Annotated in this window: 27 protein-coding genes; 20 read left to right on the top strand and 7 right to left on the bottom strand. The window is 31.1% G+C overall.

What is annotated here, in order from left to right; all coding sequences use genetic code 11:
* Positions 1–6 precede the first annotated feature (6 nt).
* Positions 7–351 carry a DUF6249 domain-containing protein gene (locus tag KLA_RS08430; protein WP_013620081.1) on the bottom strand — a complete coding sequence of 115 codons (345 nt, stop codon included), beginning with the start codon at positions 349–351 and terminating at the stop codon, positions 7–9.
* A gap of 64 nt (positions 352–415) precedes the next feature.
* Between KLA_RS08430 and KLA_RS08435 the strand changes: the two genes are divergently transcribed.
* From KLA_RS08435 to KLA_RS08455, 5 genes are all read left to right on the top strand, one after another.
* The gene (locus tag KLA_RS08435; protein WP_235183526.1) at positions 416–1,072 is read left to right on the top strand and encodes an RNA polymerase sigma factor; all 657 of its coding nucleotides are present in this window, start codon (positions 416–418) and stop codon (positions 1,070–1,072) included.
* Positions 1,065–1,460 (top strand): hypothetical protein, encoded by a 396-nt coding sequence (locus KLA_RS08440; RefSeq protein WP_034645056.1) that lies wholly within the window; start codon positions 1,065–1,067, stop codon positions 1,458–1,460. The genes KLA_RS08435 and KLA_RS08440 overlap by 8 nt, the downstream gene beginning before the upstream one ends.
* Positions 1,461–1,524: 64 nt before the next feature.
* Positions 1,525–2,145 (top strand): RNA polymerase sigma factor, encoded by a 621-nt coding sequence (locus KLA_RS08445; protein WP_235183527.1) that lies wholly within the window; start codon positions 1,525–1,527, stop codon positions 2,143–2,145.
* Between the two features lie 5 nt (positions 2,146–2,150).
* The gene (locus KLA_RS08450) at positions 2,151–2,678 is read left to right on the top strand and encodes a hypothetical protein (RefSeq protein WP_034645058.1); all 528 of its coding nucleotides are present in this window, start codon (positions 2,151–2,153) and stop codon (positions 2,676–2,678) included.
* On the top strand, positions 2,662–3,705 hold the full coding sequence (locus KLA_RS08455; RefSeq protein WP_034645059.1) for a hypothetical protein: 1,044 nt from the start codon (positions 2,662–2,664) through the stop codon (positions 3,703–3,705). The genes KLA_RS08450 and KLA_RS08455 overlap by 17 nt, the downstream gene beginning before the upstream one ends.
* A gap of 79 nt (positions 3,706–3,784) precedes the next feature.
* On the opposite strand, the gene htpG is transcribed toward KLA_RS08455, so the two are convergent.
* Positions 3,785–5,674, bottom strand: a complete 1,890-nt coding sequence (gene htpG / locus KLA_RS08460) for a molecular chaperone HtpG (RefSeq protein ID WP_013620075.1) — start codon at positions 5,672–5,674, stop codon at positions 3,785–3,787.
* Positions 5,675–5,914: 240 nt separating this feature from the next.
* Here htpG and KLA_RS08465 point away from each other — a divergent pair, with 240 nt between their 5' ends.
* Both KLA_RS08465 and KLA_RS08470 read left to right on the top strand, forming a co-directional pair.
* Positions 5,915–6,925 carry a 3-oxoacyl-ACP synthase III family protein gene (locus KLA_RS08465; protein WP_034645060.1) on the top strand — a complete coding sequence of 337 codons (1,011 nt, stop codon included), beginning with the start codon at positions 5,915–5,917 and terminating at the stop codon, positions 6,923–6,925.
* Between the two features lie 224 nt (positions 6,926–7,149).
* Entirely contained in the window at positions 7,150–7,509 is a 360-nt protein-coding gene (locus KLA_RS08470) for a CoA-binding protein (RefSeq protein ID WP_034645061.1), read from the top strand.
* Positions 7,510–7,592: 83 nt separating this feature from the next.
* Here KLA_RS08470 and KLA_RS08475 read toward each other — a convergent pair whose 3' ends face one another.
* Positions 7,593–9,056: a sodium:solute symporter gene (locus KLA_RS08475; RefSeq protein WP_013620072.1), complete on the bottom strand. Its 1,464-nt coding sequence runs from the start codon at positions 9,054–9,056 to the stop codon at positions 7,593–7,595.
* 109 nt (positions 9,057–9,165) lie between these two features.
* Here KLA_RS08475 and recR point away from each other — a divergent pair, with 109 nt between their 5' ends.
* The 12 genes from recR to KLA_RS08530 all read left to right on the top strand — a co-directional run bounded on the left by recR (position 9,166) and on the right by KLA_RS08530 (position 18,778).
* Entirely contained in the window at positions 9,166–9,786 is a 621-nt protein-coding gene (gene recR, locus KLA_RS08480; protein ID WP_013620071.1) for a recombination mediator RecR, read from the top strand.
* Positions 9,787–9,881: 95 nt separating this feature from the next.
* Positions 9,882–11,225 (top strand): dihydrolipoamide acetyltransferase family protein, encoded by a 1,344-nt coding sequence (locus KLA_RS08485; protein WP_034645063.1) that lies wholly within the window; start codon positions 9,882–9,884, stop codon positions 11,223–11,225.
* Positions 11,226–11,343: 118 nt separating this feature from the next.
* A complete protein-coding gene (locus tag KLA_RS08490) occupies positions 11,344–12,120 on the top strand; it encodes a 3'-5' exonuclease (RefSeq protein WP_013620069.1) in 777 nt (258 codons plus the stop codon).
* Positions 12,121–12,123: 3 nt separating this feature from the next.
* Entirely contained in the window at positions 12,124–13,038 is a 915-nt protein-coding gene (locus KLA_RS08495) for a carboxypeptidase-like regulatory domain-containing protein (RefSeq protein ID WP_013620068.1), read from the top strand.
* Positions 13,039–13,054: 16 nt separating this feature from the next.
* The gene (locus tag KLA_RS08500; protein WP_013620067.1) at positions 13,055–13,666 is read left to right on the top strand and encodes a fumarylacetoacetate hydrolase family protein; all 612 of its coding nucleotides are present in this window, start codon (positions 13,055–13,057) and stop codon (positions 13,664–13,666) included.
* The gene (locus KLA_RS08505; RefSeq protein ID WP_013620066.1) at positions 13,667–14,005 is read left to right on the top strand and encodes an Hpt domain-containing protein; all 339 of its coding nucleotides are present in this window, start codon (positions 13,667–13,669) and stop codon (positions 14,003–14,005) included. It begins immediately after the preceding gene.
* Complete coding sequence (locus tag KLA_RS08510; RefSeq protein ID WP_034645068.1) at positions 14,005–15,252, top strand: competence/damage-inducible protein A; 1,248 nt, start codon at positions 14,005–14,007, stop codon at positions 15,250–15,252. The genes KLA_RS08505 and KLA_RS08510 overlap by 1 nt, the downstream gene beginning before the upstream one ends.
* A 118-nt stretch (positions 15,253–15,370) precedes the next feature.
* Positions 15,371–15,607 carry a 50S ribosomal protein L28 gene (rpmB, locus tag KLA_RS08515; RefSeq protein ID WP_013620064.1) on the top strand — a complete coding sequence of 79 codons (237 nt, stop codon included), beginning with the start codon at positions 15,371–15,373 and terminating at the stop codon, positions 15,605–15,607.
* Positions 15,608–15,628: 21 nt separating this feature from the next.
* Complete coding sequence (gene rpmG, locus KLA_RS08520) at positions 15,629–15,811, top strand: 50S ribosomal protein L33 (protein WP_013620063.1); 183 nt, start codon at positions 15,629–15,631, stop codon at positions 15,809–15,811.
* A gap of 42 nt (positions 15,812–15,853) precedes the next feature.
* Complete coding sequence (locus tag KLA_RS17825) at positions 15,854–16,006, top strand: DUF4295 domain-containing protein (protein WP_013620062.1); 153 nt, start codon at positions 15,854–15,856, stop codon at positions 16,004–16,006.
* A gap of 90 nt (positions 16,007–16,096) precedes the next feature.
* Positions 16,097–17,059: a signal recognition particle-docking protein FtsY gene (gene ftsY, locus KLA_RS08525; protein ID WP_013620061.1), complete on the top strand. Its 963-nt coding sequence runs from the start codon at positions 16,097–16,099 to the stop codon at positions 17,057–17,059.
* A gap of 48 nt (positions 17,060–17,107) precedes the next feature.
* Positions 17,108–18,778 carry an amidase family protein gene (locus KLA_RS08530; RefSeq protein ID WP_034645187.1) on the top strand — a complete coding sequence of 557 codons (1,671 nt, stop codon included), beginning with the start codon at positions 17,108–17,110 and terminating at the stop codon, positions 18,776–18,778.
* On the opposite strand, the gene KLA_RS08535 is transcribed toward KLA_RS08530, so the two are convergent.
* Entirely contained in the window at positions 18,775–19,863 is a 1,089-nt protein-coding gene (locus tag KLA_RS08535) for a serine hydrolase domain-containing protein (protein WP_034645071.1), read from the bottom strand. The two genes, KLA_RS08530 and KLA_RS08535, sit on opposite strands and share 4 nt — an antisense overlap.
* A gap of 125 nt (positions 19,864–19,988) precedes the next feature.
* Here KLA_RS08535 and rimO point away from each other — a divergent pair, with 125 nt between their 5' ends.
* Positions 19,989–21,290, top strand: coding sequence for a 30S ribosomal protein S12 methylthiotransferase RimO (gene rimO / locus KLA_RS08540; RefSeq protein ID WP_013620058.1), 1,302 nt, complete (start codon positions 19,989–19,991; stop codon positions 21,288–21,290).
* A 58-nt stretch (positions 21,291–21,348) separates the two neighbouring features.
* Here rimO and aqpZ read toward each other — a convergent pair whose 3' ends face one another.
* The 3 genes from aqpZ to KLA_RS08555 form a co-directional block, all read right to left on the bottom strand.
* Positions 21,349–22,044, bottom strand: coding sequence for an aquaporin Z (aqpZ, locus tag KLA_RS08545; RefSeq protein ID WP_013620057.1), 696 nt, complete (start codon positions 22,042–22,044; stop codon positions 21,349–21,351).
* A gap of 117 nt (positions 22,045–22,161) precedes the next feature.
* Positions 22,162–23,400, bottom strand: a complete 1,239-nt coding sequence (locus KLA_RS08550; protein ID WP_034645074.1) for a DUF3999 family protein — start codon at positions 23,398–23,400, stop codon at positions 22,162–22,164.
* Positions 23,381–25,738: a DUF2339 domain-containing protein gene (locus tag KLA_RS08555; protein ID WP_034645077.1), complete on the bottom strand. Its 2,358-nt coding sequence runs from the start codon at positions 25,736–25,738 to the stop codon at positions 23,381–23,383. Before KLA_RS08555 ends, KLA_RS08550 begins: the two co-directional genes overlap by 20 nt.
* Positions 25,739–25,864: the final 126 nt, after the last annotated feature.

Genomic DNA, 25,864 nt, shown 5'->3' on the forward strand with positions numbered 1-25,864 from the left:
TAAAGTCTATTCCTTATCCATTTTTTTTACCATAAAAAAGCCAATTAATAAAGCCGTACCTGCAGTAATAAAAGTTGTACCAACAGCAACAGCTTCATCTAAGCCCATATTAATAAAAATATTACCAAGTAAAATTCCTAAGCCAATACCTATTATTAGCAAAGAAAAATTTAACGTAAGTATTTTCCAAATAGGTGCTGCTTTGTCTTGTTTTCCCTTCACAAATATGCCTGCATCTAAACCTTTTTCTATTAAAGCCAAGCGCTCTTTGTTACGTGTAGAAAAAAATAAGTAAAACACTCCAAATATAGATGCAAATATTAATGCTACAATTAGTACTTCTGGTCCCATAATTATGTAATTTAAATTGATTAATTTTATTTTGTTCTTATGGTAAGACGATAGTTTTTAAAATATGGTTACAAGTTTATCAAAAAAATATTTTTTAGCTACTTTGGTAACCAAACCAATTAACAGGTCGTCTAACCTACAAATGACTAATACAAACGACCAACATTACATAGCTAAAGTGCTAAACGGTGATCCGCAAGCTTACACATTTCTTGTAAATAAGTACAAGGATATGGTTTTTACTTTGGCTGTAAGAATGTTGCGTAATAATGAAGAGGCAGAGGAGGTAGCACAGGATGCATTTGTAAAAGCATATGCAAAATTAAATAAGTTTAAGGGCGACTCTAAATTTTCTACTTGGCTATATAAAGTGGTTTACAATACAAGTTTAGATAAACTTAAAAAATTAAAAAAAGATGCTTTGGTTGTGCCTATAGAAAATGTAACCGAAAGAAGTTTACATACAATAGACAATGCTTTAGAGCAAATGCAAAATAAAGAGCGTACAGTTGCAATACAGCAATGCATAGCATTACTATCTGCAGATGAAAGAGCTTTACTAACCTTGTTTTATTTTGATGAAATGTCATTAAAAGAAATAGCAGAAGTAACAGCAACATCTGTAAATAATTTAAAAGTTAAATTGTTTAGGAGTAGAAAAAAATTAGCAGCAATAATAGAAACTAGGATCTCTCCAGAAATAATAAATATATATGGATAAGGAACAAAAAAATATAGACGATTTTATAGGCAAAGCAATGCAGTCTTTACCCGTACAGAAAACATCTGCAGATTTTACAGATTTAATAATGTCTAAAGTAGTAGTAGAGAAAACGTCTACAGCCACTACTTATAAAACTTTAATATCTAAACCAGCTTGGGCACTTATTTTTGTAATAGTAGGTGGTTTATGCGTGTATTTATCATTTTTTGAAACTGCAGAAAATTCAAGTTGGTTGCCAAATACAAATTATAATGTGCTAACATCACCATTTAAAAATATACATTTAAATAGTAGTTTTGTATATGGTATAGCGGCGCTGGCGTTAATGACATTAATACAGGTGCCTATTTATAAAAATTATTACAAAAATAAATTTCAGGTATAAATACTTTAGAACTTACTTATTTTTAAACCATCACTAAAATTTAGTGATGGTTTTTTTGTTAAAAATGAAACCCTTTAAAAAAGCAATCGTTTTTAAGATAGAATACTTACAAAGATTTATGCAACAAACCACAAACCAATTAATTGCTGGCTGTAAAAAAGGAGATAAAAAATCTCAGCTACAGTTGTATACAAATTATTGTGACGCAATGTTTACCATTGCTTGTAGGTATTTAAGAAACGAAGAAGATGCAAAAGATGCAATGCAGGAGAGCTTTATAAAAGCTTTTGGTAAAATTAATAATTACGAGTCAACATACACAATAGGAGCTTGGTTAAAACGAATTGTAATTAACCAATGCTTAGATGTGTTAAAAAAACAAAAGTTAATTTTTGAGGATTTAGATGATGTTGAATATGAGTTTGAAGAAGAATCTGATTGGTATTTTAATGATGCAATAACAAAAAAAGAAGTGCTTAAAGCAATAGAGTCATTAACAGTTAAATACAAGTTAGTGGTGCAATTGTACCTAATAGAGGGGTATGATCACGAAGAAATATCACAAATTTTACAGTTGCCAATAAAAACATCTAGAACACATTTGCGTAGAGGAAGATTGCAGTTGCAAGAATTGTTAAATGAGACCAAAGTAAAAACGAATAAAGAAATTATTCAACAAAAATAAAGGAGATGAAAAATTTAAGAAACAGTTTTACTGAAGATGATTTTCCTAAAAAAGAATTACCAGTAACACATAAAGACGAGTTTTTAGAGAAGTTAGGTAATATGCCATCTGCAAAAAAGTATAATTATAGGTTTATGAAGATTGCGGCAGTATTTGTTTTACTTGTAGGATTGGCATTTGTGTTTGTGCAGCAAAATGCTACAGATGATGATGAAGAGGTAAATGCAGTACAAATTACAAAAGAACTTAAAAAAGTAGAAACAGAGTATTTAGCTAATATAAATACAGAATGGAAGAATTTTTTAGCTGTGGCCACAGATGAAAAACTAATACGCAGGTATAAACAAAAGCTAACACAGTTAGATGCGGATTACAAGCAAATTTCTAAAGAATTTAAAGCCGATAAAAACAATCTTTTTGTGGTAGAAGATTTAATTAGAAATCTGCAAACGCGTCTAAGTTTGCTTAAAGATATACAAGAACATATAAAAATATTAAACGCAAAAAAAGATCAAAATGAAACAACCATATAAAATTTTACTATTATTAATTTTAATTACAACAGGAGTAGTTAGTGCGCAAGAGGTAGTTGTGTATAAAAAGGATTTTGAAGTAAATAAAGAGGGTAATGTAACTGTTAATTTGTTTACTGATGATGTTTTAATAGAGAACTCTATTGATGATAAAGTACACGTAAATTACTCAGTTTCTTTTACTAAATACTCAAAAAGGCAAATACAAAATTATGTAGAAACTATTAAAGTAACAACAGAGAAGGAAGATGGTAACCTGATAATAACAAGTAGAGGGGAAAATTTTAAATATCGTTTTTTTGAATTTGTAACAATGACTAATAGAGCCTTGAATTTAAGAAGTAAGGATACTATTAATAGAAGAAAAACAAAAGATTCTATTGTTAATGAAATACATGCTGGTTATAAGCCATATTTAAGGTCTATTAAAACTAAGCCTAATAAAGCTAAGTATAAATATGAAAAATCTAAGGGGGCAAAGCCTAAGTTTCTAATTAAAGTTCCTGAGGGTGTTATTTTAAAAGTAAATGGTTCTGGTAGTCAAATTAATTTTTCTAAAATAGAAAACCAGACTGAACTAAAAATAAAAAGAGGCGGTGTAATTTTAGATAGAATAACAAATAGCAAAAGTAGATTTCATATAAAGGATGGTTATTTTTATGCAGAAGAAATTGAAGGAGCTCAATTTTATTTTAATGATGTTTATAAAGCTTTAATTGGGAGCATTAAAAACGCAACTATAGAAAATGACTTTTCAAAAGTGGAAATTGCAGAACTAAAAGAGAATGTAAAAATTAATGATTATAATGGTGTCTTTTGGTTTTACAATTTAAATAATAATGCGAGCTTTAATTTAGATTCAGATTACTCCAAATTAAACATATACGGTAAAAATGAGAATAATAATCTTATAAATGCTTTTAAATCTAAGGTTAAGGACGATTCAAATCCTGCAGCAAACTTTACGTTAGAGGACCCGAATATAAATTTAAAAGTAGCTAATGGTTTAATTTATTACCATAATTAAGAAAGAGCTTAGTTGGTATAAAAAAATCCGCATTAAGTAATTAATGCGGATTTTCTATTTTTAAGCCTATTGGTACTTATTACTTTACCATTTCGTAGCTTCTTTTAATAAAGTTTGTAAGCTCTTCACCTTTTAATAAGCCTTTAGATAAACGTGCTAAATCTAAAGATTGATTTATTAAACGTGTTTTTGTTTCTGGTGCATCTGCAGTTAAAATTTCAGAAACCAAAGCATGATTTGTGTTTACAATAAGGTTATACATTTCTGGCATATTACCCATACCAAACATACCACCACCGCCACCGGTTTGTTGCATTTCTTTCATTCTACGCATAAACTCTGGCTCTGTAATTGTAAAAGGAGCAGCATTACTATCCATAGCTTCTAACTGTACAGTAAAGCTTTTATTGGTAATAGTTTCTTCTAACTCTTTTTTAAGTGTTTCTTTTTCTTCTTCAGATAGTTTAGAGATTTGCTCTTCATCTTTCTTAATAAGATTATCTATATGATCTGCATCTACTCTTGCAAAAGAAATATTCTCTTTAGAAGTTTCTAATTTTTGCATTAAGTGACTAATAATAGGAGAATCTAGTAATAAAACCTCGTAACCTTTAGCTTTTGCAGCTTCAATATAACTGTGCTGTGCTTCTTTATCAGAGGCGTATAAAAGAACAAGTTTATTGTCTTTATCAGTTTGTGTAGCTTTTATTTTCTCTTGTAACTCTTCAAACGTGTAAAAAGCGCCATCTACTGTTGGGTACAATGCAAATTTGTCAGCCTTGTCAAAGAATTTATCATCAGAAAGCATTCCGTATTCAATAACAATTTTAATGTCATTCCATTTCGCTTCAAAATCTTCTCTATTATTTTTAAATAAAGATGATAGTTTGTCTGCTACTTTTCTAGAAATGTATGATGATATTTTTTTAACAGCACCATCAGCCTGTAAATAAGATCTAGAAACATTTAACGGTATGTCTGGTGAGTCTATAACACCACGTAACATAGTTAAAAATTCTGGTACTATACCTTCTACGTTGTCTGTAACAAAAACTTGGTTTTGGTATAGTTGTATACGGTCTTTTTGTATGTTTAAGTCGTTAGTTAATTTAGGGAAATATAAAATACCTGTTAAGTTAAACGGGTAATCTACGTTAAGGTGTATATGAAACAAAGGCTCCTCAAACTGCATTGGGTAAAGCTCTCTGTAAAACCCTTTATAGTCCTCTTCTTGTAAATCTGCCGGAGCTTTTGTCCAAGCTGGATTAGGGTTGTTTATAATATTGTCTACCTCCTGTGTTGGTGCAGGGTCTTCTTCCTTAGCGTCTTCTGGCTTAGGTAACGTTTCTGTACGCATACCAAACTTAATTGGTACAGGCATAAACTTGTTATACTTTGTTAAAAGCTCATTTATTTTACTGTCTTCTAAAAACTCTGTAGAGTCATCTGCAACGTGTAAAATAATTTCTGTGCCACGTTCAGTTTTGTCTGCCTCTTCTAATGTAAAATTAGGAGAACCATCACAAGTCCAATGTGCAGCTGGCTCATCTTTAAAGCTTTTAGTAATAATTTCTACTTTATCTGCAACCATAAAAGCAGAGTAAAATCCAAGTCCAAAATGACCAATAATACCAGAGTCCTTAGCAGAGTCTTTGTATTTGTCTAAAAATTCTTCGGCTCCAGAAAAAGCAACTTGGTTAATGTATTTTTCAACCTCGTCTGCTGTCATACCAAGACCTTGGTCTATAATATGTATTTTTTTACCTTCTTTATCAACCTTAATTTCTATAACCGGATTGCCGTATTCTACCTTAGCCTCACCAATAGAAGTTAAATGTTTAAGTTTTAAAGTTGCATCTGTAGCATTAGATATTAATTCTCGTAAAAATATCTCATGATCACTGTAAAGAAACTTCTTTATAAGCGGAAAAATATTCTCAACTGATACATTAATTTTACCTGTCGCCATAATTAAATTGTATTTAGTATTCCTTTAGTTAGAAAAACTGATTATTAATTTTTTTATTCTGATATGGGTATGGCAAATAAAATACCAATTAAGCTATATATGACAAACTGACACTCTATTAAAAAATATCAGATTTTTTGGTTATCTTCAATTATTGCAATTAAAAATTATCATTATTTATATATTGCAGCTTTTAATTGGGTTTTACCCAAACCAAACTAAGATATTAAAGTAAAAGTTATGTATAATTCAAAAATAATTGGCCTTGGCCATTATGTACCAGAAAATGTAGTTACTAATGATGATTTATCAAAAGTAATGGATACTAATGACGCTTGGATACAAGAGCGTACTGGTATAAAAGAAAGAAGACACGTAGTTAAAGGAGATGGTGATACAACTACAACAATGGGTGTAAAGGCTGCTAAAATAGCTATAGAACGTGCAGGTATAGATAAAGATGATATAGATTTTATAGTTTTAGCAACACTAAGTCCAGATTACTATTTTCCAGGACCTGGAGTTTTAGTGCAAAGAGATTTAGGTATTAAAACCGTAGGAGCATTAGATGTAAGAAACCAGTGTTCTGGTTTTGTGTATGGTATATCTGTAGCAGACCAATATATAAAAAGTGGTATGTATAAAAATGTACTTGTTATTGGTTCTGAGTTACACTCACACGGTTTAGATATGACTACACGTGGCAGAAGTGTTTCTGTAATTTTTGGTGATGGCGCTGGTGCGGCAGTATTAAGTAGAGCAGAAGATAATGATACAGGTATATTATCTACTCATTTACATTCTGAAGGGCAACATGCAGAGGAGTTATCTTTAATAGCGCCAGGTATGGGTAAACGTTGGGTAACAGATATTATTGAAGAAGCAGACCCTAATGATGAGTCTTATTTTCCTTATATGAACGGACAATTTGTATTTAAAAATGCAGTGGTGCGTTTTAGTGAGGTTATTATGGAGGGCTTACAAGCAAACAATTTAGAAGTTTCTGATATTGATATGCTAGTGCCACACCAAGCAAACCTTAGAATATCACAGTTTATACAAAAGAAGTTTAAACTAAATGATGATCAGGTTTTTAATAACATTATGAAATATGGTAACACAACAGCAGCATCTATACCTATTGCATTAACAGAAGCTTGGGAACAAGGAAAAGTTAAAAAGGGAGATTTAGTTGTGTTGGCAGCCTTTGGTAGTGGTTTTACTTGGGGTAGTGTTATTATAAAATGGTAATATTTACGTTAAGTATATAAAAACATAAAGCCCAGAGCAGAACTCTGGGCTTCTTTGTCATCGATAGGCTATACTAAACACTAACCATTAACTATAAAAATACAGCGTTATCAATGACCTTATCTTAAAATGTCTTTATTTAAATAACTATATATAGTTATAAGACGTAAATTTTACAATAAAGTTACAATCGTTAACAATATTTAACATTAAATTTTCAAAAAATGTCTAAAACCCTTGTTTTTGGTGCTTCGTTGAATCCGAATCGGTATAGTTATCTTGCTATTAAGAAACTCTTAGAAAAGAACATAACAACTGAGGCATTCGGTAAAAATTTAGGGACTATTTTACATCTCCAAATTAAAGATAATTTAACCGAATTTCAAAATATAAATACAGTTACTTTATATTTAAATCCGTCTAGGCAGGTAGAATATTACAATGCTATAGTAAAATTACATCCAAAGCGAGTAATATTTAACCCAGGTACAGAAAACCTTGAATTTTATAAAATACTGAAAAAGAACAATATAGAGGTTGTTGTTGGGTGTACTTTAGTAATGTTGGCAACAAACCAGTATTAAAAATAAATTTTATAATTTTTTATAAAAAATATTACAAATAATATAAAAAAGTTACTTTTCCCTAGTACTGTTTTTTCAAATTCTTATTTTTTTCTAATCAACCATAGGCCAAAAAAGGTAAGTAAGCCATTTATTGGAAGCATTTCATAACCAACTACATACCCTCCAAGCTGTTCTGGTGGCACGTTAGAAATTAGTAAAATTAGAATTACAGGTACAATTGCCACAAGCCAAACCCATTTGTCTTTAATTTTATGTTTTGTAAAAATACCAAAGGTAAAAAGTCCAAGTAAAGGGCCATATGTATAGGTTGCCACAGTAAGCAAACTGTCTATTACATTGCGGTCTAATATGTTTTTAAATATTATAATAACAATTATAAGTAAAATACTCATACCTATATGTGTAATTTTGCGTAGCTTTTTTTGTTGTTTTTGCGGTTTTTTATCTATGCCTAAAAAATCTACACAAAAAGAAGTTGTTAAAGAAGTTAATGCACTATCTGCACTACTGTAAGCAGCTGCAATTAAGCCTAACATAAATGTAATAGCAATTACAATTCCTAGTCCACTGTTTAAGGCTATTTCAGGAAAAAGTAAATCTGTTTTAGGAGCACCAACACCACCAAGAGAAGGAGTTACAATATTAAATTTATCTGCATAAATAAATAAAAGGGCACCTAATAGTAGAAAAATAAAGTTAACAACAACCAAAACTAAACTAAAAGAAATCATATTTTTTTGTGCATCCTTTAATGTCTTGCAACTAAGGTTTTTTTGCATCATATCTTGGTCTAAACCAGTCATACAAATAGCAATAAACATACCTCCAAAAAACGATTTTATAAAGTGACTTTTAGCTAAAAAACTATCTGTGTAAAATATTTTATTGTATTGTTTTAGTTCTTCAGAGGCTAGTAAGTTACCTAAACTCATATCTAATTTATCTGTTATAAAATAAATAGACAAACCAACAGATAGTAACATAAAAAGGGTTTGTAGCGTATCTGTCCAAACAATAGTTTTAATTCCGCCTCTAAAAGTATAAATCCATATAAGCAGTATAGATAGTATTACAGTAATTTCAAACGGAATATTTAAATCATCAAAAACAAACTGTTGCAATACTAATGCAACTAAAAATAACCTAAAAGAAGCGCCCAATACCCTAGATATAAAAAAGAAAAAAGCACCGGTTTTGTAACTAACCATACCAAACCGTTCTTTTAAATATTCATATATAGAGGTAACATTAAGTTTGTAATAAATAGGCATTAAAACATATGCAATTACAAAGTAACCAACTAGGTAGCCAAACACTACTTGCATATAGCTAAATTGTGAGCCTTGTACCCAACCAGGAACAGATATAAAAGTTACGCCAGATAATGATGCGCCAACCATACCAAAAGCAACTACATACCAAGGAGATTGTTTGCCTGCTTTAAAAAAATCTTCGTTAGTGTCGTTTTTTCCGGTTAAGTAAGATATTAATAGTAAAACTAAAAAGTAACAACCTATTAGTATTAATATATGGGTAGATGTCATAAGTAGTAATTTGTGGTTGCAAAGTACAAAAAGAAAAAATATCATCATAGTACTAATAGATCTTCAAAAAACAAGAATAAATTGTAAATTTGTGTAGAAAAATGATAGTATGGATTTCTCTTCTAAATTGTTAGAAAATGCAGTGTACGAAATATCTCAGTTGCCAGGAATTGGTAAGCGTACAGCTCTGCGTTTGGCATTACATTTATTAAAACAACCAAAAGACCAAACTAGTGCATTATCTAATAGTTTATTAAAGTTAAGAGAAGAAATTAAATTTTGTAGCAACTGCCATAATATTTCTGATGTTGTCTTATGTGAAATTTGTGCTAACCCAAAAAGAGATGAATCTATAGTTTGTGTTGTAGAAGACATTAGAGATGTAATGGCTATAGAGAATACAGGGCAATACAGAGGACTGTATCACGTTTTAGGAGGTAGAATTTCTCCTATGGAAGGCGTTGGTCCGCAAAATTTAACAATAGATTCTTTGGTAAATAAATCTAAAGAAGGTATAATTAAAGAGCTAATTTTTGCTTTAAGTTCTACTATGGAAGGTGATACTACCAACTTTTATATTTACAAACAAATAGAAGGTATGGGTTTAAAAACGTCTACTATAGCACGTGGTATTGCCGTTGGTGATGAACTAGAGTATGCAGATGAGGTAACCCTTGGTAGAAGTATATTAAATAGGGTTCCTTTTGAGAATTCTTTAAAATTAGGATAGTTTAAATTAAAATAAATGCACTAAATTTAATTAAATGACGTTTTAATTAGTATTTTTGCAAAATTAAGTATATAAATTGCTTTTAAAATAGTAATATGTCAAAATTTGAATTAAAATTACCTCAGATGGGAGAAAGTGTTGCAGAGGCAACATTAACTACTTGGTTAAAAGAAGTAGGGGATACCATTGAGATGGATGAGGCTGTTTTTGAAATTGCCACTGATAAGGTAGATTCTGAAGTTCCTTCTGAAGTAGAAGGTGTCTTAGTTGAAAAACTTTTTAACGTTGATGATATAGTACAAGTTGGACAAACTGTTGCTATTATTGAAATTTCTGGCGATGTAGAAGTTTCTGCTACAACAGAAGATAGTGCACTAGCGGCTGAAGAAAAAGTTGAAGAAACACCAGAAGTTGCGGCTATAGAAGGTTCTATTGCTGTAGCTAAAGAAACAGTAGCAACATCACAAGATTTTAGTGATTCAGATAAATTTTACTCTCCATTAGTTAAAAATATAGCTAAAGAAGAGGGTATTACTATTGCAGAATTAGACGCTATAAGCGGTACAGGTAAAGAGGGCAGAGTTACTAAAACAGACATATTAAATTATGTAGAAAACAGAACATCGCCTAGTAGTAATGGTAGTACGGCAGCACCAAAAAGCGCACCTGCACCATCAGCACAGCCAACAAAAGCACCAGCAACTAAGGCAGCACCAGTTGTTGCTTCAGACGGAGATGAGGTTATACCACTGTCTCGTATGGGTAAATTAATTGCACAGCATATGACAGCTAGTGTGTCTACATCTGCACACGTACAAAGTTTTATAGAGGTAGATGTTACTAACCTTGTAAACTGGAGAAATAAAAATAAAAATGCATTTTTAAAGAGAGAAGGAGAAAAACTTACATTTACTCCAATATTTATGGAGGCGGTAGCATTTGCTATTAAAAAGTTTCCGCTAATAAATATTTCTTTTGATGGAGATTCTGTAATTAAAAAGAAAAATATAAACATAGGTATGGCAGCAGCTTTACCAGACGGAAACTTAATTGTACCTGTAATTAAAAATGCAGATCAGTTAAATTTAGTTGGTATGGCTAAAGTTGTAAACGACCTGGCAAACAGAGCAAGAAACAATGCTTTAAAACCAGACGATATTCAAGGAGGTACATATACCGTAACCAATGTAGGTACATTTGGTAGTGTATTTGGCACACCAATTATTAACCAGCCGCAAGTAGCAATTTTAGCATTAGGAGCAATACGTAAAGTGCCATCTGTTATAGAAACTCCAGAAGGTGATTTTATAGGTATACGTTCTAAAATGTTCTTATCTCATAGTTATGATCACCGCGTTGTAAATGGTGCCTTAGGTGGTATGTTTATAAAAGCAGTAGCAGAATACTTAGAAGCTTGGGATGTAAACAGAGAAATTTAATACATCACTAATATAAATACTATAAAATGCCCTGTTTTTTAACAGGGCATTTTTTTATACCTATTTTATTTTCTCTAAAAGTTGCTATTCATTTATCTTTGTCTTAAAACACAGTAAAATGGATTTAAAATTAACACGCCCAATTTGTTTTTTTGACTTAGAAACAACAGGTATAAACGTGGCTAAAGATAGAGTGGTAGAGATTTCCATTTTAAAAGTATATCCTAACGGAAATAAAGAAAGTAAAACTTGGCTAGTAAACCCAGAAATGCATATACCAGATGAGGTTGTTGCAGTGCATGGTATTAGCAATGAGAAAGTTGCAAATGAACCTACTTTTGCACAATTATCTAAAGAAATTTACGCAATGATTAAGGATTGTGACCTAGGAGGTTACAATTCAGATAGGTTTGATATTCCACTTTTAGCTGAGGAAATGTTACGTGCAGGAGTAGATTTTGATATGAAAAATACAGTATCTGTAGATGTGCAAACTATCTTTTTTAAGATGGAGAAAAGAACTTTAGAGGCTGCTTATAAATTTTATTGCAATAAAGAGCTTACAAATGCTCACAGTGCTGCCGCAGATACAAATGCAACTTTTGAGGTCTTAAAATCACAATTAGACCGTTATCCAGAATTGGAAAACGACATTAAAAAACTATCAGAATTTACCACTCGTAAAAAGTTTGCAGATTTTGCTGGCTTTATTATAATAGATCAAGATGGTGACCCAGCTTTTTCTTTTGGTAAACACAAAGGTAAAAAGGTAGATGAAGTTTTAGAAAAAGAACCAGGCTATTTTGGGTGGATTTTAAATGCAGATTTTCCGTTGTATACTAAAAAAGTACTTACTCAAATTAAACTTAGTAAGTTAAACAATAAGTTAAGTTAAATAATGAAATTTTTCTTTTTGCTTTTTTTTAGTGTTGTTAGTGTGTCTGCACAAGAAATTTTAATAGACGGCACCATTTACAATGCAAAAACACAAGAGCCAATTCCGTATGTTAATGTTAGTTTTTTAAACACATTAAAAGGAGCTTCTACAGATGAAAAAGGTTATTTTTTTGTAGATGTTCCAACATCTTTCTTAGAAAAAAAAGTACACTTGTCTTCTTTAGGTTTTAAAGATACTATTGTAGATGTGAAAAAAATTGTAGCGGACAAAAAGTTTGGTATGGTAGAAGAGTCTTTTGAGTTAGATGAGGTTGTTGTGGCTAAATCTCTTGGAGACTCATACGTGCTAAACCCTATAGGTAGTTATGATCTTAAAAGTGGTTTTTCATCTTCATCTACACCGTGGGTATTGGCAACGTACTACCCAAACATAGGAGCATCAAAAAAATATGTAAATAAAGTTACCGTTTTTTTTCAAAAAAATGAAGGGTTTAAAAGAAGAGCATCTAAATTTAGAATACGTGTTTATGATGTAGACCCAGTAACAAAAAAACCAACAAAAGATTTATTACATAAAAGTATAATTTTAGAAACCTTTGCAGAGAATGACTTTGTGTCTATAGACTTGTCTGCCTTTAATATAAAAATGCCTAAACAAGGCTTATATATTGGTTTAGAGTGGTTATTTGTACCCTATAATTGGTACGCAATTAAAGGTAAAGACCCCTTAACTAGTAAATTAACTATAGAAGATAGGTTTGCACCAACATTTGGTGGCGTTTACAATAAAAACCAAAATTTTAAAGTTATGGTATATGGTATGGGAGAATGGACAGATTTTAAGGTAAAGTCTAAAGATAATACCAAGCATTTAGTACCAGCGGTAAGTTTAAAATTGTCTAAAGAAAAGCAATAACCTAATAAAGTTTATTATGAAGATAATTTGTATAGGTCGTAATTACACAGATCATATTAAAGAATTGGCCAATGAAAAGCCTACAGATCCTGTTGTTTTTATTAAGCCAGATTCTGCTGTGCTACCAAAAGAACAAGATTTTTACATACCAGAATTCTCTAATAACATACATTATGAAGTAGAGGTTTTAGTTAAAATTAAAAAAGTAGGAAAACATATAGAACAAAAATTTGCTGCCAATTATTATGATGAAATTGGTCTAGGAATAGACTTTACAGCACGTGATCTTCAATCTAAGTTAAAAGAAAAAGGATTACCTTGGGAAAAAGCAAAAGGTTTTGATGGTGCGGCAGTAATAGGTAAATGGTTGCCAAAAAGTAAATTTTCTTCTGTAGATAATATAAATTTTTCATTGTTAAAAAATGAAGAAATAGTACAAAAGGGAAATACAAATTTAATGTTGTGGAAAATAGACGAGCTTATATCGTATGTTTCTCAATACTTTATGTTAAAAAAAGGAGATGTCATATTTACAGGTACACCAGCAGGTGTAGGACGGGTAGATGCTAATGATTATCTTTGTGGCACCTTAGAAGGTGAAGAAATGTTTACATTAAATATAAAATAAATGATTTATAGTCTTGATAAATTAAATGAAATGGCAGATGGTGATAATGATTTTATCAATTCTGTAGTATCTGTATTTTTAGAAGAAGTACCTGAAGATTTAGGACTTTTAGAAAAAGCTATTGAAAGTAGGGATTATGAGCCTACCTACCAATTAGCTCATAAAATTAAACCTAATGTAGATTTGTTGGGTATGGAGCAAACCAGAGCTGCTGCTTATGAAATTGAATCTTTAGGAAAGCAACAAGGAGATTTTAATGAAATTGATAAAATTTTTAAAACATTAAAGGTTGATGTAGAACAAGTTGTAGTAGAGTTAAAAAACGACTTTAATTTGTAATGCTTGCCGAGATAATAACCATAGGAGATGAGTTACTTATTGGTCAGGTTATAGATACCAACTCAGCTTTTATAGGTAAAGAATTAAATAAGATAGGAGTAGCTGTATATCAGATTACATCTGTACAAGACAATAAACAGCAAATTTTATCTGCTTTAAACGATGCATCAAAAAGAGTAGATATTGTTTTAATTACTGGCGGCTTGGGTCCTACAAAGGATGATATAACTAAGCATACTTTATGCGAGTTTTTTAATGATACCTTGGTTCAAAACAACAAAGTGTTAGCGCACGTAGAGGAGTTGTTTAAAAAGTTTTCAGACAAACCAATATTAGATGTTAATAGGCAACAAGCTAAAGTGTTGTCTAAAGCTACCGTTTTGCACAATATAAAGGGCACAGCGCCAGGAATGTGGATAAAAAATAAGGATACTGTTTTTGTGTCTATGCCAGGTGTTCCTTTTGAAATGCGCTACCTTATAACGGAAGAAGTAATACCGCGTATAATAAAAGAGTTTAAAAGACCACACATAATACATAAAACATTTATTACTTATGGCGTTGGAGAAAGTACTTTAGCGGCACAAATAAGTGATTGGGAAGATAATTTACCAAAGTTTATAAAACTTGCATATTTGCCAAGCTTAGGATCTGTACGTTTGCGCTTATCTGGTACAAGTTTAAATAAAAGCAGTTTAGAAAAAAGTATAGAAGAAGAAAGTCTAAAATTAAAAAGTCTAATAGGAGATATAATTTATGGCGATGAGGGTGAAGATGAGTTAGAGGTTGTAGTAGCTAAATTGTTTACAGAAAAAAGAAAAACACTTGCAACAGCAGAAAGTTTTACAGGAGGTAAAATAGCAGAAATAATTACATCTATGCCTGGAGCATCTGCCTATTTTAAAGGAAGTGTTGTAAGTTATGCTACCGAAGTTAAAACAACTGTTTTGGGAGTGCCAGAAGACTTAATTAAAACGTATTCTGTGGTAAGTGAGCAAGTTGCAGTAGCAATGGCTAAAAATGTACAAAAAATGCTTAAGACAGACTTTGCAATTGCAACTACAGGTAATGCAGGGCCAACCAAAGGAGATTCTAACGCAGAAGTAGGTACAGTTTATATTGGTATTGCAACACCAACTAAAACATTTGCTGTGCATCAACAATTAGGAGGACAAAGAGAACGGGTAGTAAACAAAGCAATTAATAAGGCTTTAGAGCTATTGTATAAAGAAATATTAGGTTGTTAAATAGTGCCATTTTAGAAGTAGAAAAAATAATTTTAAAAATTTGATGAAAAGAATTTTGTCTACCCAAAAAAAAGCTATAAATTTGCAGCCTGTTTAAAATAACACAAAATCTAGCATAATGTCAAAAGTTTGTGAAATCACTGGAAAGAAAGCAATGTTTGGAAATAACGTGTCTTTCTCTATTAATAAGACAAGAAGAAGGTTTGATGTAAATCTTTCCAAAAAACGTTTTTACATTCCAGAGGAAGATCGTTGGATAACTTTAAAAGTATCTACAAGAGCTCTTAAGAGTATCAATAAAAAAGGAATCTCTGAAGTATTAAAAGAGGCTAAAGCACAGGGGATTATTAAATAATCTCTTTAAAAAATAATAAAGATGGCAAAGAAAGGTAACAGAATACAAGTTATTTTAGAGTGTACAGAGCATAAAGAATCTGGGCAACCAGGTACTTCTAGGTACATTACCACTAAAAACAAAAAGAACACTCCAGATAGAATTGAGTTAAAGAAATTTAACCCAATCCTTAAGAGAATGACTGTTCATAAAGAAATAAAATAATTTAAATTTCCTTTATCAAGGAAATTGTTAAACTATAAAGTTATGGCAAAGAAAACAGTAGCAAGTTTACAGACCAGCTCAAAGAGATTAACTAAAGCCATTAAAATGGTAAAATCTCCTAAAACAGGTGCTTACACGTTTGTGGAATCAGTAATGGCTCCAGAATTTGTAAACGAGTGGTTAGCAAAAAAATAATATCAATATACCATATTGATAATAAAGCTACTTTCATTAGAAAGTGGCTTTTTTTATTTTTATATCTTTGGTGAAATTACAGGATAAAAAATGAGTCTATTTAAAAATATATTTTCTTCAAAAAAGAAGGAGAGCCTTGATAAAGGTTTAGAGAAAAGTAAAAGCAGCTTTTTTTCTAAGTTAAGTAAAGCTGTTGCTGGTAAAACTAAGGTAGATGATGATGTATTAGACAACTTAGAAGAGATTTTAGTAACTTCTGATGTTGGTGTAGATACTACTTTAAAAATTATAGATCGTATAGAAGCACGTGTATCTAAAGATAAATATTTAGGTACAGATGAGCTTAATGTAATTTTACGTGAAGAGATAGCGGCACTTTTATCTGAAACAAATACAGGTAATGAAACCGAATTTGTAGTTCCTAAAGGTGTAAAGCCATATGTAATTATGGTTGTTGGTGTTAATGGTGTTGGTAAAACTACTACCATTGGTAAAATGGCTTATCAATTTAAAAAACAAGGCTTAAAGGTTGTTTTAGGTGCTGCAGATACTTTTAGAGCTGCTGCAATAGATCAGCTACAAGTTTGGGCAGATCGTGTAGATATTCCAATTGTAAAACAAAAAATGGGTAGTGACCCTGCTTCTGTTGCTTTTGATACGTTAAGTTCTGCTGTAACTCAAAATGCAGATGTAGTAATTATAGATACTGCTGGCCGTTTGCATAATAAAGTAAATTTAATGAATGAGCTTACTAAAGTAAAAAGAGTAATGCATAAGGTTGTAGATAATACACCGCATGATGTAATGCTTGTTTTAGACGGTTCTACTGGTCAAAACGCTTTTGAACAAGCTAAGCAATTTACAAAAGCTACAGAGGTAACTTCATTAGCGGTTACTAAATTAGACGGTACTGCAAAAGGTGGTGTTGTAATAGGAATCTCAGATCAGTTTCAAATTCCGGTAAAATATATTGGAGTGGGAGAAGGTATTGAAGACTTGCAGGTTTTTAATAAATATGAGTTTGTAGACTCTTTCTTTAATCTGAAAAAATAATTTTAAAACCTCCATATGGAGGTTTTTTTGGTTTTAAGCTATTTGGTTATGAAAAAAATATTTTTACTTACATTGGTTTTGCTTGCTTTTGCTTGTAAAAACAAAAAAGAAACATCTAAAGAAGAAGTTGTATTATGGATGCCTTATAATGACTCTTTAGAGGTAGAAAAGAATAAAACGCATAAAAACTCTAGAATGCGTTACAAACTTTTACAATCTAAAGTAATAGATAAAAATGAAATTTTTCTTCCATTATATCCAGAGGTTCAAAAATTATCAGAAAAAGAATATACAGCATTAAAGCCTCTTATTTTAGAAAAAGATATTTATACATTGCGTAAGCAATTAGATGAAGGAGTATTAACTTATGAAAAACTGGTTCTTTTTTATTTGTACAGAATTTATAAGTATGAATTAGATAATACCACAACCTTAAATACAGTAATAGCTTTAAATAAAGATGTGGTTAAGCAAGCTCGTAAATTAGATGAGCTTAAAAATGCGAATAATGAGCCAGCTAGTAAGCACCCAATATATGGTATGCCTATATTGTTAAAAGACAATATTAATACTAAAAATATGGCAACCACTGCTGGTGCAATAGCATTAAAAAATAACAGTACAGATGATGCTTTTATAGTTAAGCAACTAAAGGAAAATGGCGCCTTAATTTTGGGTAAAGTTAATTTAAGTGAATGGGCTTATTTTTTATGTACTGGTTGCCCTGTTGGTTATAGTGCAGTGGGCGGACAAACATTAAACCCTTATGGTAGAACCGTTTTTGAAACAGGAGGCTCTAGTGCTGGTAGTGGTACGGCTGTTGCAGCAAATTATGCGGTAGCTGCTGTGGGTACAGAAACATCGGGCTCTATATTATCTCCATCTAGTCAAAACTCGGTAGTTGGCTTAAAACCAACAATTGGTTTGTTAAGTAGAACGGGTATTGTGCCAATTTCTAGTACATTAGATACTCCTGGTCCAATGGCTAAAAACGTAGGTGATGCTGCTATTTTATTAGACGCAATGAAAGGTAAAGATGCCGCAGATAGTAAATCTGTAGAAAAACATTTAGGTGTACTTTCTGCGCCTTTAATAGATAATAGCTTAAAAGGGAAACGTTTTGGAGTGATAAAAAACTTGTTAGAGTCAGATTCTATTTATAAAATAACAATAGATAAATTAAGAGAACAAGGGAGTGTTATTGTAGAAATTACACCTCCAGAAGTTTCAATGAGTGGTTTTTTAAGTATTTTAAATATTGATATGAAGCACGATTTGCCAACCTACATAAAAAATCAAACTAAAAATCAACTACCAATAAATGATATAAAATCTGCTGTAGCATTTAATGCTAAAGATTCTGTTGTAAGAATACCTTATGGGCAAGCCTTATTTAGAGGAATTTTAGCAGATACCACTACAGTTGAAGAATTAGCTGTTATTGTTAGTAATTTAGAGCAAAATGGAAGGCGTTATTTTAATGAAGCTATGGATGCTCATAATTTAAATGCAATTTTATCTATTAATAATTACCATGCTGGTTATGCAGCAGTAGCTAAATATCCTGCAATTACAGTGCCAATGGGATATAAAAAAACAGGGGAGCCAATTAGTTTAACTTTTATAGCAAAACAATTTAAAGAGGCAGAATTGCTGCGTTATGCAGCAGGTTTTGAATCTGTTTTTAAAGCAAGGCAAATACCAAAAAAATACAACTAGTTAATTAAGTTATTTATTTTTTCCCAAAGTAGATTATCAAAACTAGACGGACCAAGTAATTCATCATTAGCAGCATCACCTAAACGTACAACAACTAAATTTTTGCTAGGTGAAATGTATAGTTTTTGGTCATCCTTGCCTAAGGCGGCTATTAAATCGTTGGGTGCATTAGGTATTAGTTTTCCAGTGTAATTAAGTTCAGAAGCAGGTAGTTTATATGATGTTTTTCCGTTTAGCCACCAAAAATAACCATATGCATCATTTAAGTTCTGAGACGTGCTTGTCATTTCGTTAAAATATGTTTCTGATTCTAACACCGTAATTCCATCCCAATTTCCTTTATTTAGATTTAAAATTCCATACCTGGCCATACTTCTGGCGTTGCTGTAATACAATTTAAAGTAACCAAAAGGTACCCAAGAGCCTTGCATATCAATTACATTTTTTAATTTATCATTAAAATAAGTATTAAAATTTTGCTGTGTGGCTCCTTCTATAATATTGTGTGTAATAGTGTATGCTCCATTATGATAGTACCAAAATGTGCCTGGTAAATTTTTAAAAGTGAAACACTCTGGGTCTGTGCAGTTGTTGTTAGTTACAGTATAATCTAAACCAGTAGTCATTGTTAAATGGTTTTTAACTGTAATGTTTTGTTCTTGAGCAGTTGTTAAAGAAGACCAGCCTGTACCCAAGTAATTGCTAGATGGTAAATTGATATCTAATAAACCTTCTTCAATAGCAATTCCGGCAGTAAAAGATACTAATGTTTTTGCGGCAGAATTCCAGGCTAAATTAGAGGTTGCATCAGCATTGTTACCATACCATTCAACTACGATTTTTCCGTTTTCAAGTATTAAAAAAGCTTTTGTTTTGTTGGTTTCAACAAAACTTAAAAGTGGTTGTAAAGCATCTTCATTCCAGCCTAAATCTTCAACTGTATTAGTTTTCCACTCGTCAGAGTTAATAGGTGGAAAATACATTTCATTAGAATCTGTATCGTCTATGTTATTTTCTTTATCTGTAGAACAGCTGCAAATTATACAAAGTACTAATGTTAAAAAAGAGTATGTGTAACTTTTCATCTTGTATATTTTTAAGTTTAGATAACATTATAGGCTAATGGTTTAACGTAAAAATCATAAAATTAGTTCTATATAGGTGTCATTCCTTAAGCAAGTTGTATTTTTGCAGCCAATTTTAATAGATTATGCGCACAAAATCACTAAAAACAAACAAAATTAATGTAGTTACTTTAGGTTGCTCTAAAAATGTGTACGATTCTGAAGTACTTATGGGGCAATTAAAAGCTAATGGAAAAGAAGTTGCACATGAAGAAGATGGTAATATTGTTGTAATTAATACGTGTGGCTTTATTGATAATGCAAAAGAAGAAAGTGTAAATACTATTTTAGATTTTGTACAAAAAAAAGAAGCTGGTGAGGTAGATAAGGTTTTTGTAACAGGATGTTTAAGTGAGCGTTATAAACCAGATTTGATAAAGGAGATTCCTAATGTAGACGAGTATTTTGGTACTAGTCAACTGCCTAGTTTATTAAAAGCTTTAGAGGCAGATTATAAGCATGAGTTAATAGGAGAGCGTATTACTACAACGCCAAAAAACTATGCTTATTTAAAAATAGCAGAAGGTTGTGATAGGCCATGTTCTTTTTGTGCAATACCATTAATGCGTGGCAAACATAAAAGTACACCAATTGAAGATTTGGTTACTGAAGCTGAAAAATTAGCAGCAAAAGGAGTAAAGGAGTTAATACTTATAGCACAAGATTTAACGTACTACGGTTTAGATTTATATAAGAAAAGAAATTTAGCAGAGCTTTTAGAGGCTTTAGTTAAGGTTGAAGGTATAGAATGGATACGTTTGCACTATGCTTTTCCTACTGGTTTTCCTATGGATGTACTAGACCTTATGAATAAAGAGCCTAAAATTTGTAATTACTTAGATATTCCGTTACAGCACATATCAGATTCAATTTTAAAAAGTATGCGCCGTGGTACCACACAGGCAAAAACTACTAAGTTGTTGCAAGACTTTAGAGCTACGGTGCCAAATATGACCATTAGAACTACGCTAATTGTTGGTTACCCTGGGGAAACTGAAGAAGATTTTGAAACCTTAAAACAATGGGTTACAGATATGCGTTTTGAGCGTTTAGGTTGTTTTACATATAGTCATGAAGAAAATACACACGCGTATAATTTAGAAGACAATGTGCCAGAAGAGGTGAAGCAAGATAGAGCTAACCAAATTATGGAGATACAATCTCAGATTTCATGGGAGTTAAACCAAGAAAAAATAGGAGAGACTTTTAAATGTATTATAGATAGAAAAGAAGGTAATTATTTTGTTGGAAGAACTGAGTTTGATTCTCCGGATGTAGATAATGAGGTTTTAATTGATGCTACCAAGCATTACCTAAAACAAGGAGAATATGCTAGTATAAAAATTACAGAAGCTGCAGATTTTGATTTGTATGGAGAGCCAGTGTAATTACAACTCTACAATAAAAAAAGCCCTAGAAATTAACTTTCTAGGGCTTTTGCTTTTTTTAATCTATTTTATCATCAGGAGATACTAATTTGTAAACCAGACCTGCTAAAATAGCACCTATTATAGGAGCTACCCAAAATAGCCATAATTGTGGCAAAGCACCATCTGTTTGCGCAAATAATGCCTGACTCGTACTACGTGCAGGGTTTACAGATGTGTTTGTAACAGGAATACTAATTAGGTGTATTAGTGTAAGTCCAAGGCCTATTGCTAAACCAGCCATACCTTTTGGAGCTTTAGAGTGTGTTGCGCCAAGTATAATTATTAAAAACATAAACGTCATTACAATTTCTGTAATCAATGCCGATGTCATATTGTATCCTCCAGGAGAAAACTCTCCAAAGCCATTGGCAGCAAAGCCACCAATACTAAAGCCTTCTTTACCGCTAACAATAGCGTATAAAATTGCTGCTCCTGCAATACCGCCCATTACTTGAGCAATTATGTACGGCAAAAGTTCTTTTTTGTTAAATCTGCCTCCAACGCATAATCCAATAGAAACAGCGGGATTTAAGTGGCAACCAGATATATGGCCAATTGCATAGGCCATTGTTACTACAGTTAATCCAAAGGCAAGTGCAACACCTGCAAATCCAATTCCTAATTCAGGGTAGGCGGCTGCTAATACGGCGCTACCACATCCGCCTAGGACAAGCCAAAGCGTACCAATAAATTCTGCTACTAATTTTTTCATTTTTGTTTGTTAATGGTTAATAAGTGTTTAATACCATAACAAAACGTAAGAAAGTAAGTTGTAAAGTGTTGGGGGGTTTACAAGTTACAAAAAATAAAATTACCCGTATATTAAAATTTATTCTGGTTTTGTGCTTAACATTTTATAAGAAAACCAACCAATAATAGCCATTATTAGCCCCATAATAACCCATAACCATAATTTATTTTTAAAAAGAGGTTCTTGTATTTGTGTTTCTTTTTTGGCAATATAAACAGGATTGCCCAAAGAGAGGTTTTTTATATCCTTAGGCATTTTTATATTTAACTGTGCAATATCATAACTAGGGCCGTATGCATCTTTATTACCATATGTTAAATAATATGTAGCTGGTTCTGTGAACCTTGCGGTTAGTAAGTACTTATAACCTTTAGCAGTTATATTTTTTATTTTTAAAGGCTGATTGTCAAAATTTAAAATAGTAATGCGTATTTTTTTAGAGAAGGTATTGTCAAAAGTAAATGTATTATTTTCTATAGAGGATAATGTGCCAACGCTTAATGTATTGTAGTCATACAAATACCCTTTTTGTGTTTTTACACTGTCTAAAAGTTCTTCAATTTTTATAGGTCTGTAATAATCAAAATCATTATTAATATTTATAGTTACTTGGTGTGTAGGGGCTTTTTTAGTTAAACTGATATTGATAATTGTTTTTTTGCTTTTTTTATCTTCAACAACAGTATAAGATTTTAATTTTCTGTTGGTAATATTTTCTGTAGCTTTTTGTTGAAGTTCTAATGTTGCTCTGTTTAAAATAGGTTCTTCATCACTCTTAATGCCTACTCTAAAATATGTGTATTCTGCTGCACTAAAATTAATGTCTGTAAAACTGTAACTGGTTTGTTTGTTTTTAATGGCAACAATTCTATAATCATTATATATGGTAAACCAGTTTTTTTGGTCGTGACTTCCTTGTACCAATGTTTTCCAATCAAAATTAGTGTTTTCAAAATCTAATTTTATATGATTAATAGAGTCTTTAGAAGGTACTTTTAGTGTAAAGTAGTAAGTACCATCTTTAGTACTAGCGTTTAATAATTTGTAGTCTACCGTTTTAGTTTTTAATTCTGGAGATGTGTAATTAAAAATATAAGGAGCCTCAATAGTATCTTTTTTAGGAGTTATACCGTATATGCGAATATCACTTAAATGATCTTGAGTATTAGCAAAAACAGTGTCTGGTAATACAATATTATGCCAAGTATCAGTAATATTTTTAAGTTCTATTTTTGCATCATAGTTTTGCATTTGTGCGTAAAATGCAGTGGTAACTAGTAAAAAAAGTAAAATGGTTTTATTCTGTTTTTGTCTCATCAAAAATTTTGTTTTTGTACTTGTTGTATAAAAATGAAACTCCTAAAATTAATAGCCCTAATATAACTAAAACAAGAGTTTTTGATATGGTATTTAAAGAGGCTAAATCCATAAAGAAAAGCTTAATAATGGTAATTCCAAATAAAATAATGCCTCCAATACGTATATATTTTATTTTTTTCCAGATGCCTTTAGCTACTAAAAAGAAAGAATACACTCCCCATAAAATGCTTAGTTCTAATCCGTATGTTTGCTCTGCGCCAGACAAGTCTATCCAGTTAATTAGCTCGCTACTTAAAATCCAAAGTACTGAAATATTAAGTAGTATAGAAAACGCAATTTTAAAGTTTATGCACATAAAGCTTTGCTTAGTGTAACTATATGTGCAGTATACTATAAGTGCTATAAAAGTATAAAGTATATATCTTACTGCAAGGTGCATACTTCCAGAGTTGTAATATTCAGACGGATTTAAATAACTGTCTCTAAGCTCACTTAAAATAAGTAAGCCTACAGTTAATGAAATAAATAAAACAATACTATTAATGCTAATATTTACAATACCTAACGTTCTGTTTTTTATCTTTTTAATATTTATAATACTTAGTATAGAAAAGAATAGTAAGGTGTAGCATACAAGTGTTAGTATGCTAAAGCTATTAATGTCATAATTAATAGGGTTGCTATAAATGTCTGTTTTATTTATTATAATTTTAGACTCATCCAGTGCTAAATTAAAGTAGTGTACTATTTCTACAAAGAAACTACTAAATGTTACTAATACTAATAGTATTGGAGCAATGTAAGATAAAACATTGTTTTTGGTGTTGTATTTTTTATTGGTTGTGTAAATGAAATACAATGAAACAATACTAAGTAAAGAGCCAAGTAAATTTACGTTTAATAGAGGAGTAATATTACCTGCGTAATCACTATAATAGCTATGGTCTAGATAGTAAGTTCCCCAGTCTTGAAACAAACTTAGTAATGATAATATTACCAGTGGATAAGAGATTTGCTTTAAAATAGGAGCGCCTTTTGATGAGCCAATCCAGAAAAGCAAAGCGGCAATAGTAATCCATAAAATAGTAACGTAATTACCATCTAATTGTACGGGTACAGCAATAGTTATAAAAACAAACACCATACCTAATATAAAATATAAAAGTTTGCTATCTGCTAATTTTTGTTTGTACAAAATAGTGCCAGCAATAAAATGCAGCAACGCATTTGCAACCGTAAATAAGCCTAAATAGCTATCATAATCTTGGTTAGAACTTAGTAGATAAAAACCATAACCAAAAAAGATAAATGAGTTTACTAATAGTATTAAAATAGAACTAGGGTTAAAAGCATGGTTCTTTTTTATTTTGTTAACTATAAATGTTGTGTAAAATATTAGGAAAAATACAAATAAGAATAAAAAGGCTTTTGTAAAGTGGTCATAATTATAACTAAATAAAAACCAAGAACCGTATATAAACCACGTAAATATAAAAGCAGAGTAGAATAAGCCTTTCCAATCTTTTTTAAATGATAATGTTAAAATGCCTATGTTAATAATAGACATATATGTAAATAATATACCAACTTGTCCAGATCCACTACTAAGTAAAAAAGGAACAGCATATGCGCCAACTAAGCCAATATGTGCAATGGCCTGTTTGTTGTAGTTAATGGCGGCAATAACTGTAAATATGGTGAGTAATACCATTATTGCAAAAGCCGGTATTTGTGGTAGAATATCATAAAAGCTATATGCAGCAAACGTTATAAAATAGAGTATGGCAATAGAGCCACTTACTAATACCGCACTGTAACTAGTATATTTTTCTTTTAATTTAATCCCAAGACCAAGTAAACCTAGACCTGTTAAGTATCCTAAAATTATTCTTGTTAACGGACTAATTAAGTTGTTTTCTATAGAGTATTTTGCGCCAATTGCAACACCAATTATTAGAATAAGAATACCTATTTTACTTAGTAAATTTTCGCCTATAAATTTTTCAATATTAGATTTTTGTTTAGGCTTAGAGATTCTTTTTTCTATAGGTTGTATATTTCTCTCAGGCTGTATAGCTTTAGCTTGTGTGGTATTAATAGTCTCTTTAGTAAATTCTTTTGTGGGTTCTTTTATAGGTTCTTTAGTAGGTGTTATTACTGGTGAAGCAATAGGAGTAGTTTTGTTATTGCTTATTTGCTTTGGAATACCCTCTTTTTTAAGTCGCTCTATTTCTTTATGTAAAACCATAAGCTCCTTAGCAAAATGCTCTTGCTTGCTTAAAAGAATTTCAAACTGTTTGGTTAGGTTATTTAAATATTCTTGGTCGTTTGCCATAAGCTAGTTCCTAAAAATTATATTTTTTATAGTAGCATGCAATGTACAGCTAACTATAGGTTGGTTAATACCCTATAAACCGTGAAATATAGCAGTTTACATTTGTAAAGGGGTATGTATAATAAC

Source organism: Cellulophaga geojensis KL-A, from assembly GCF_000568425.1.
GTDB lineage: Bacteria > Bacteroidota > Bacteroidia > Flavobacteriales > Flavobacteriaceae > Cellulophaga > Cellulophaga lytica.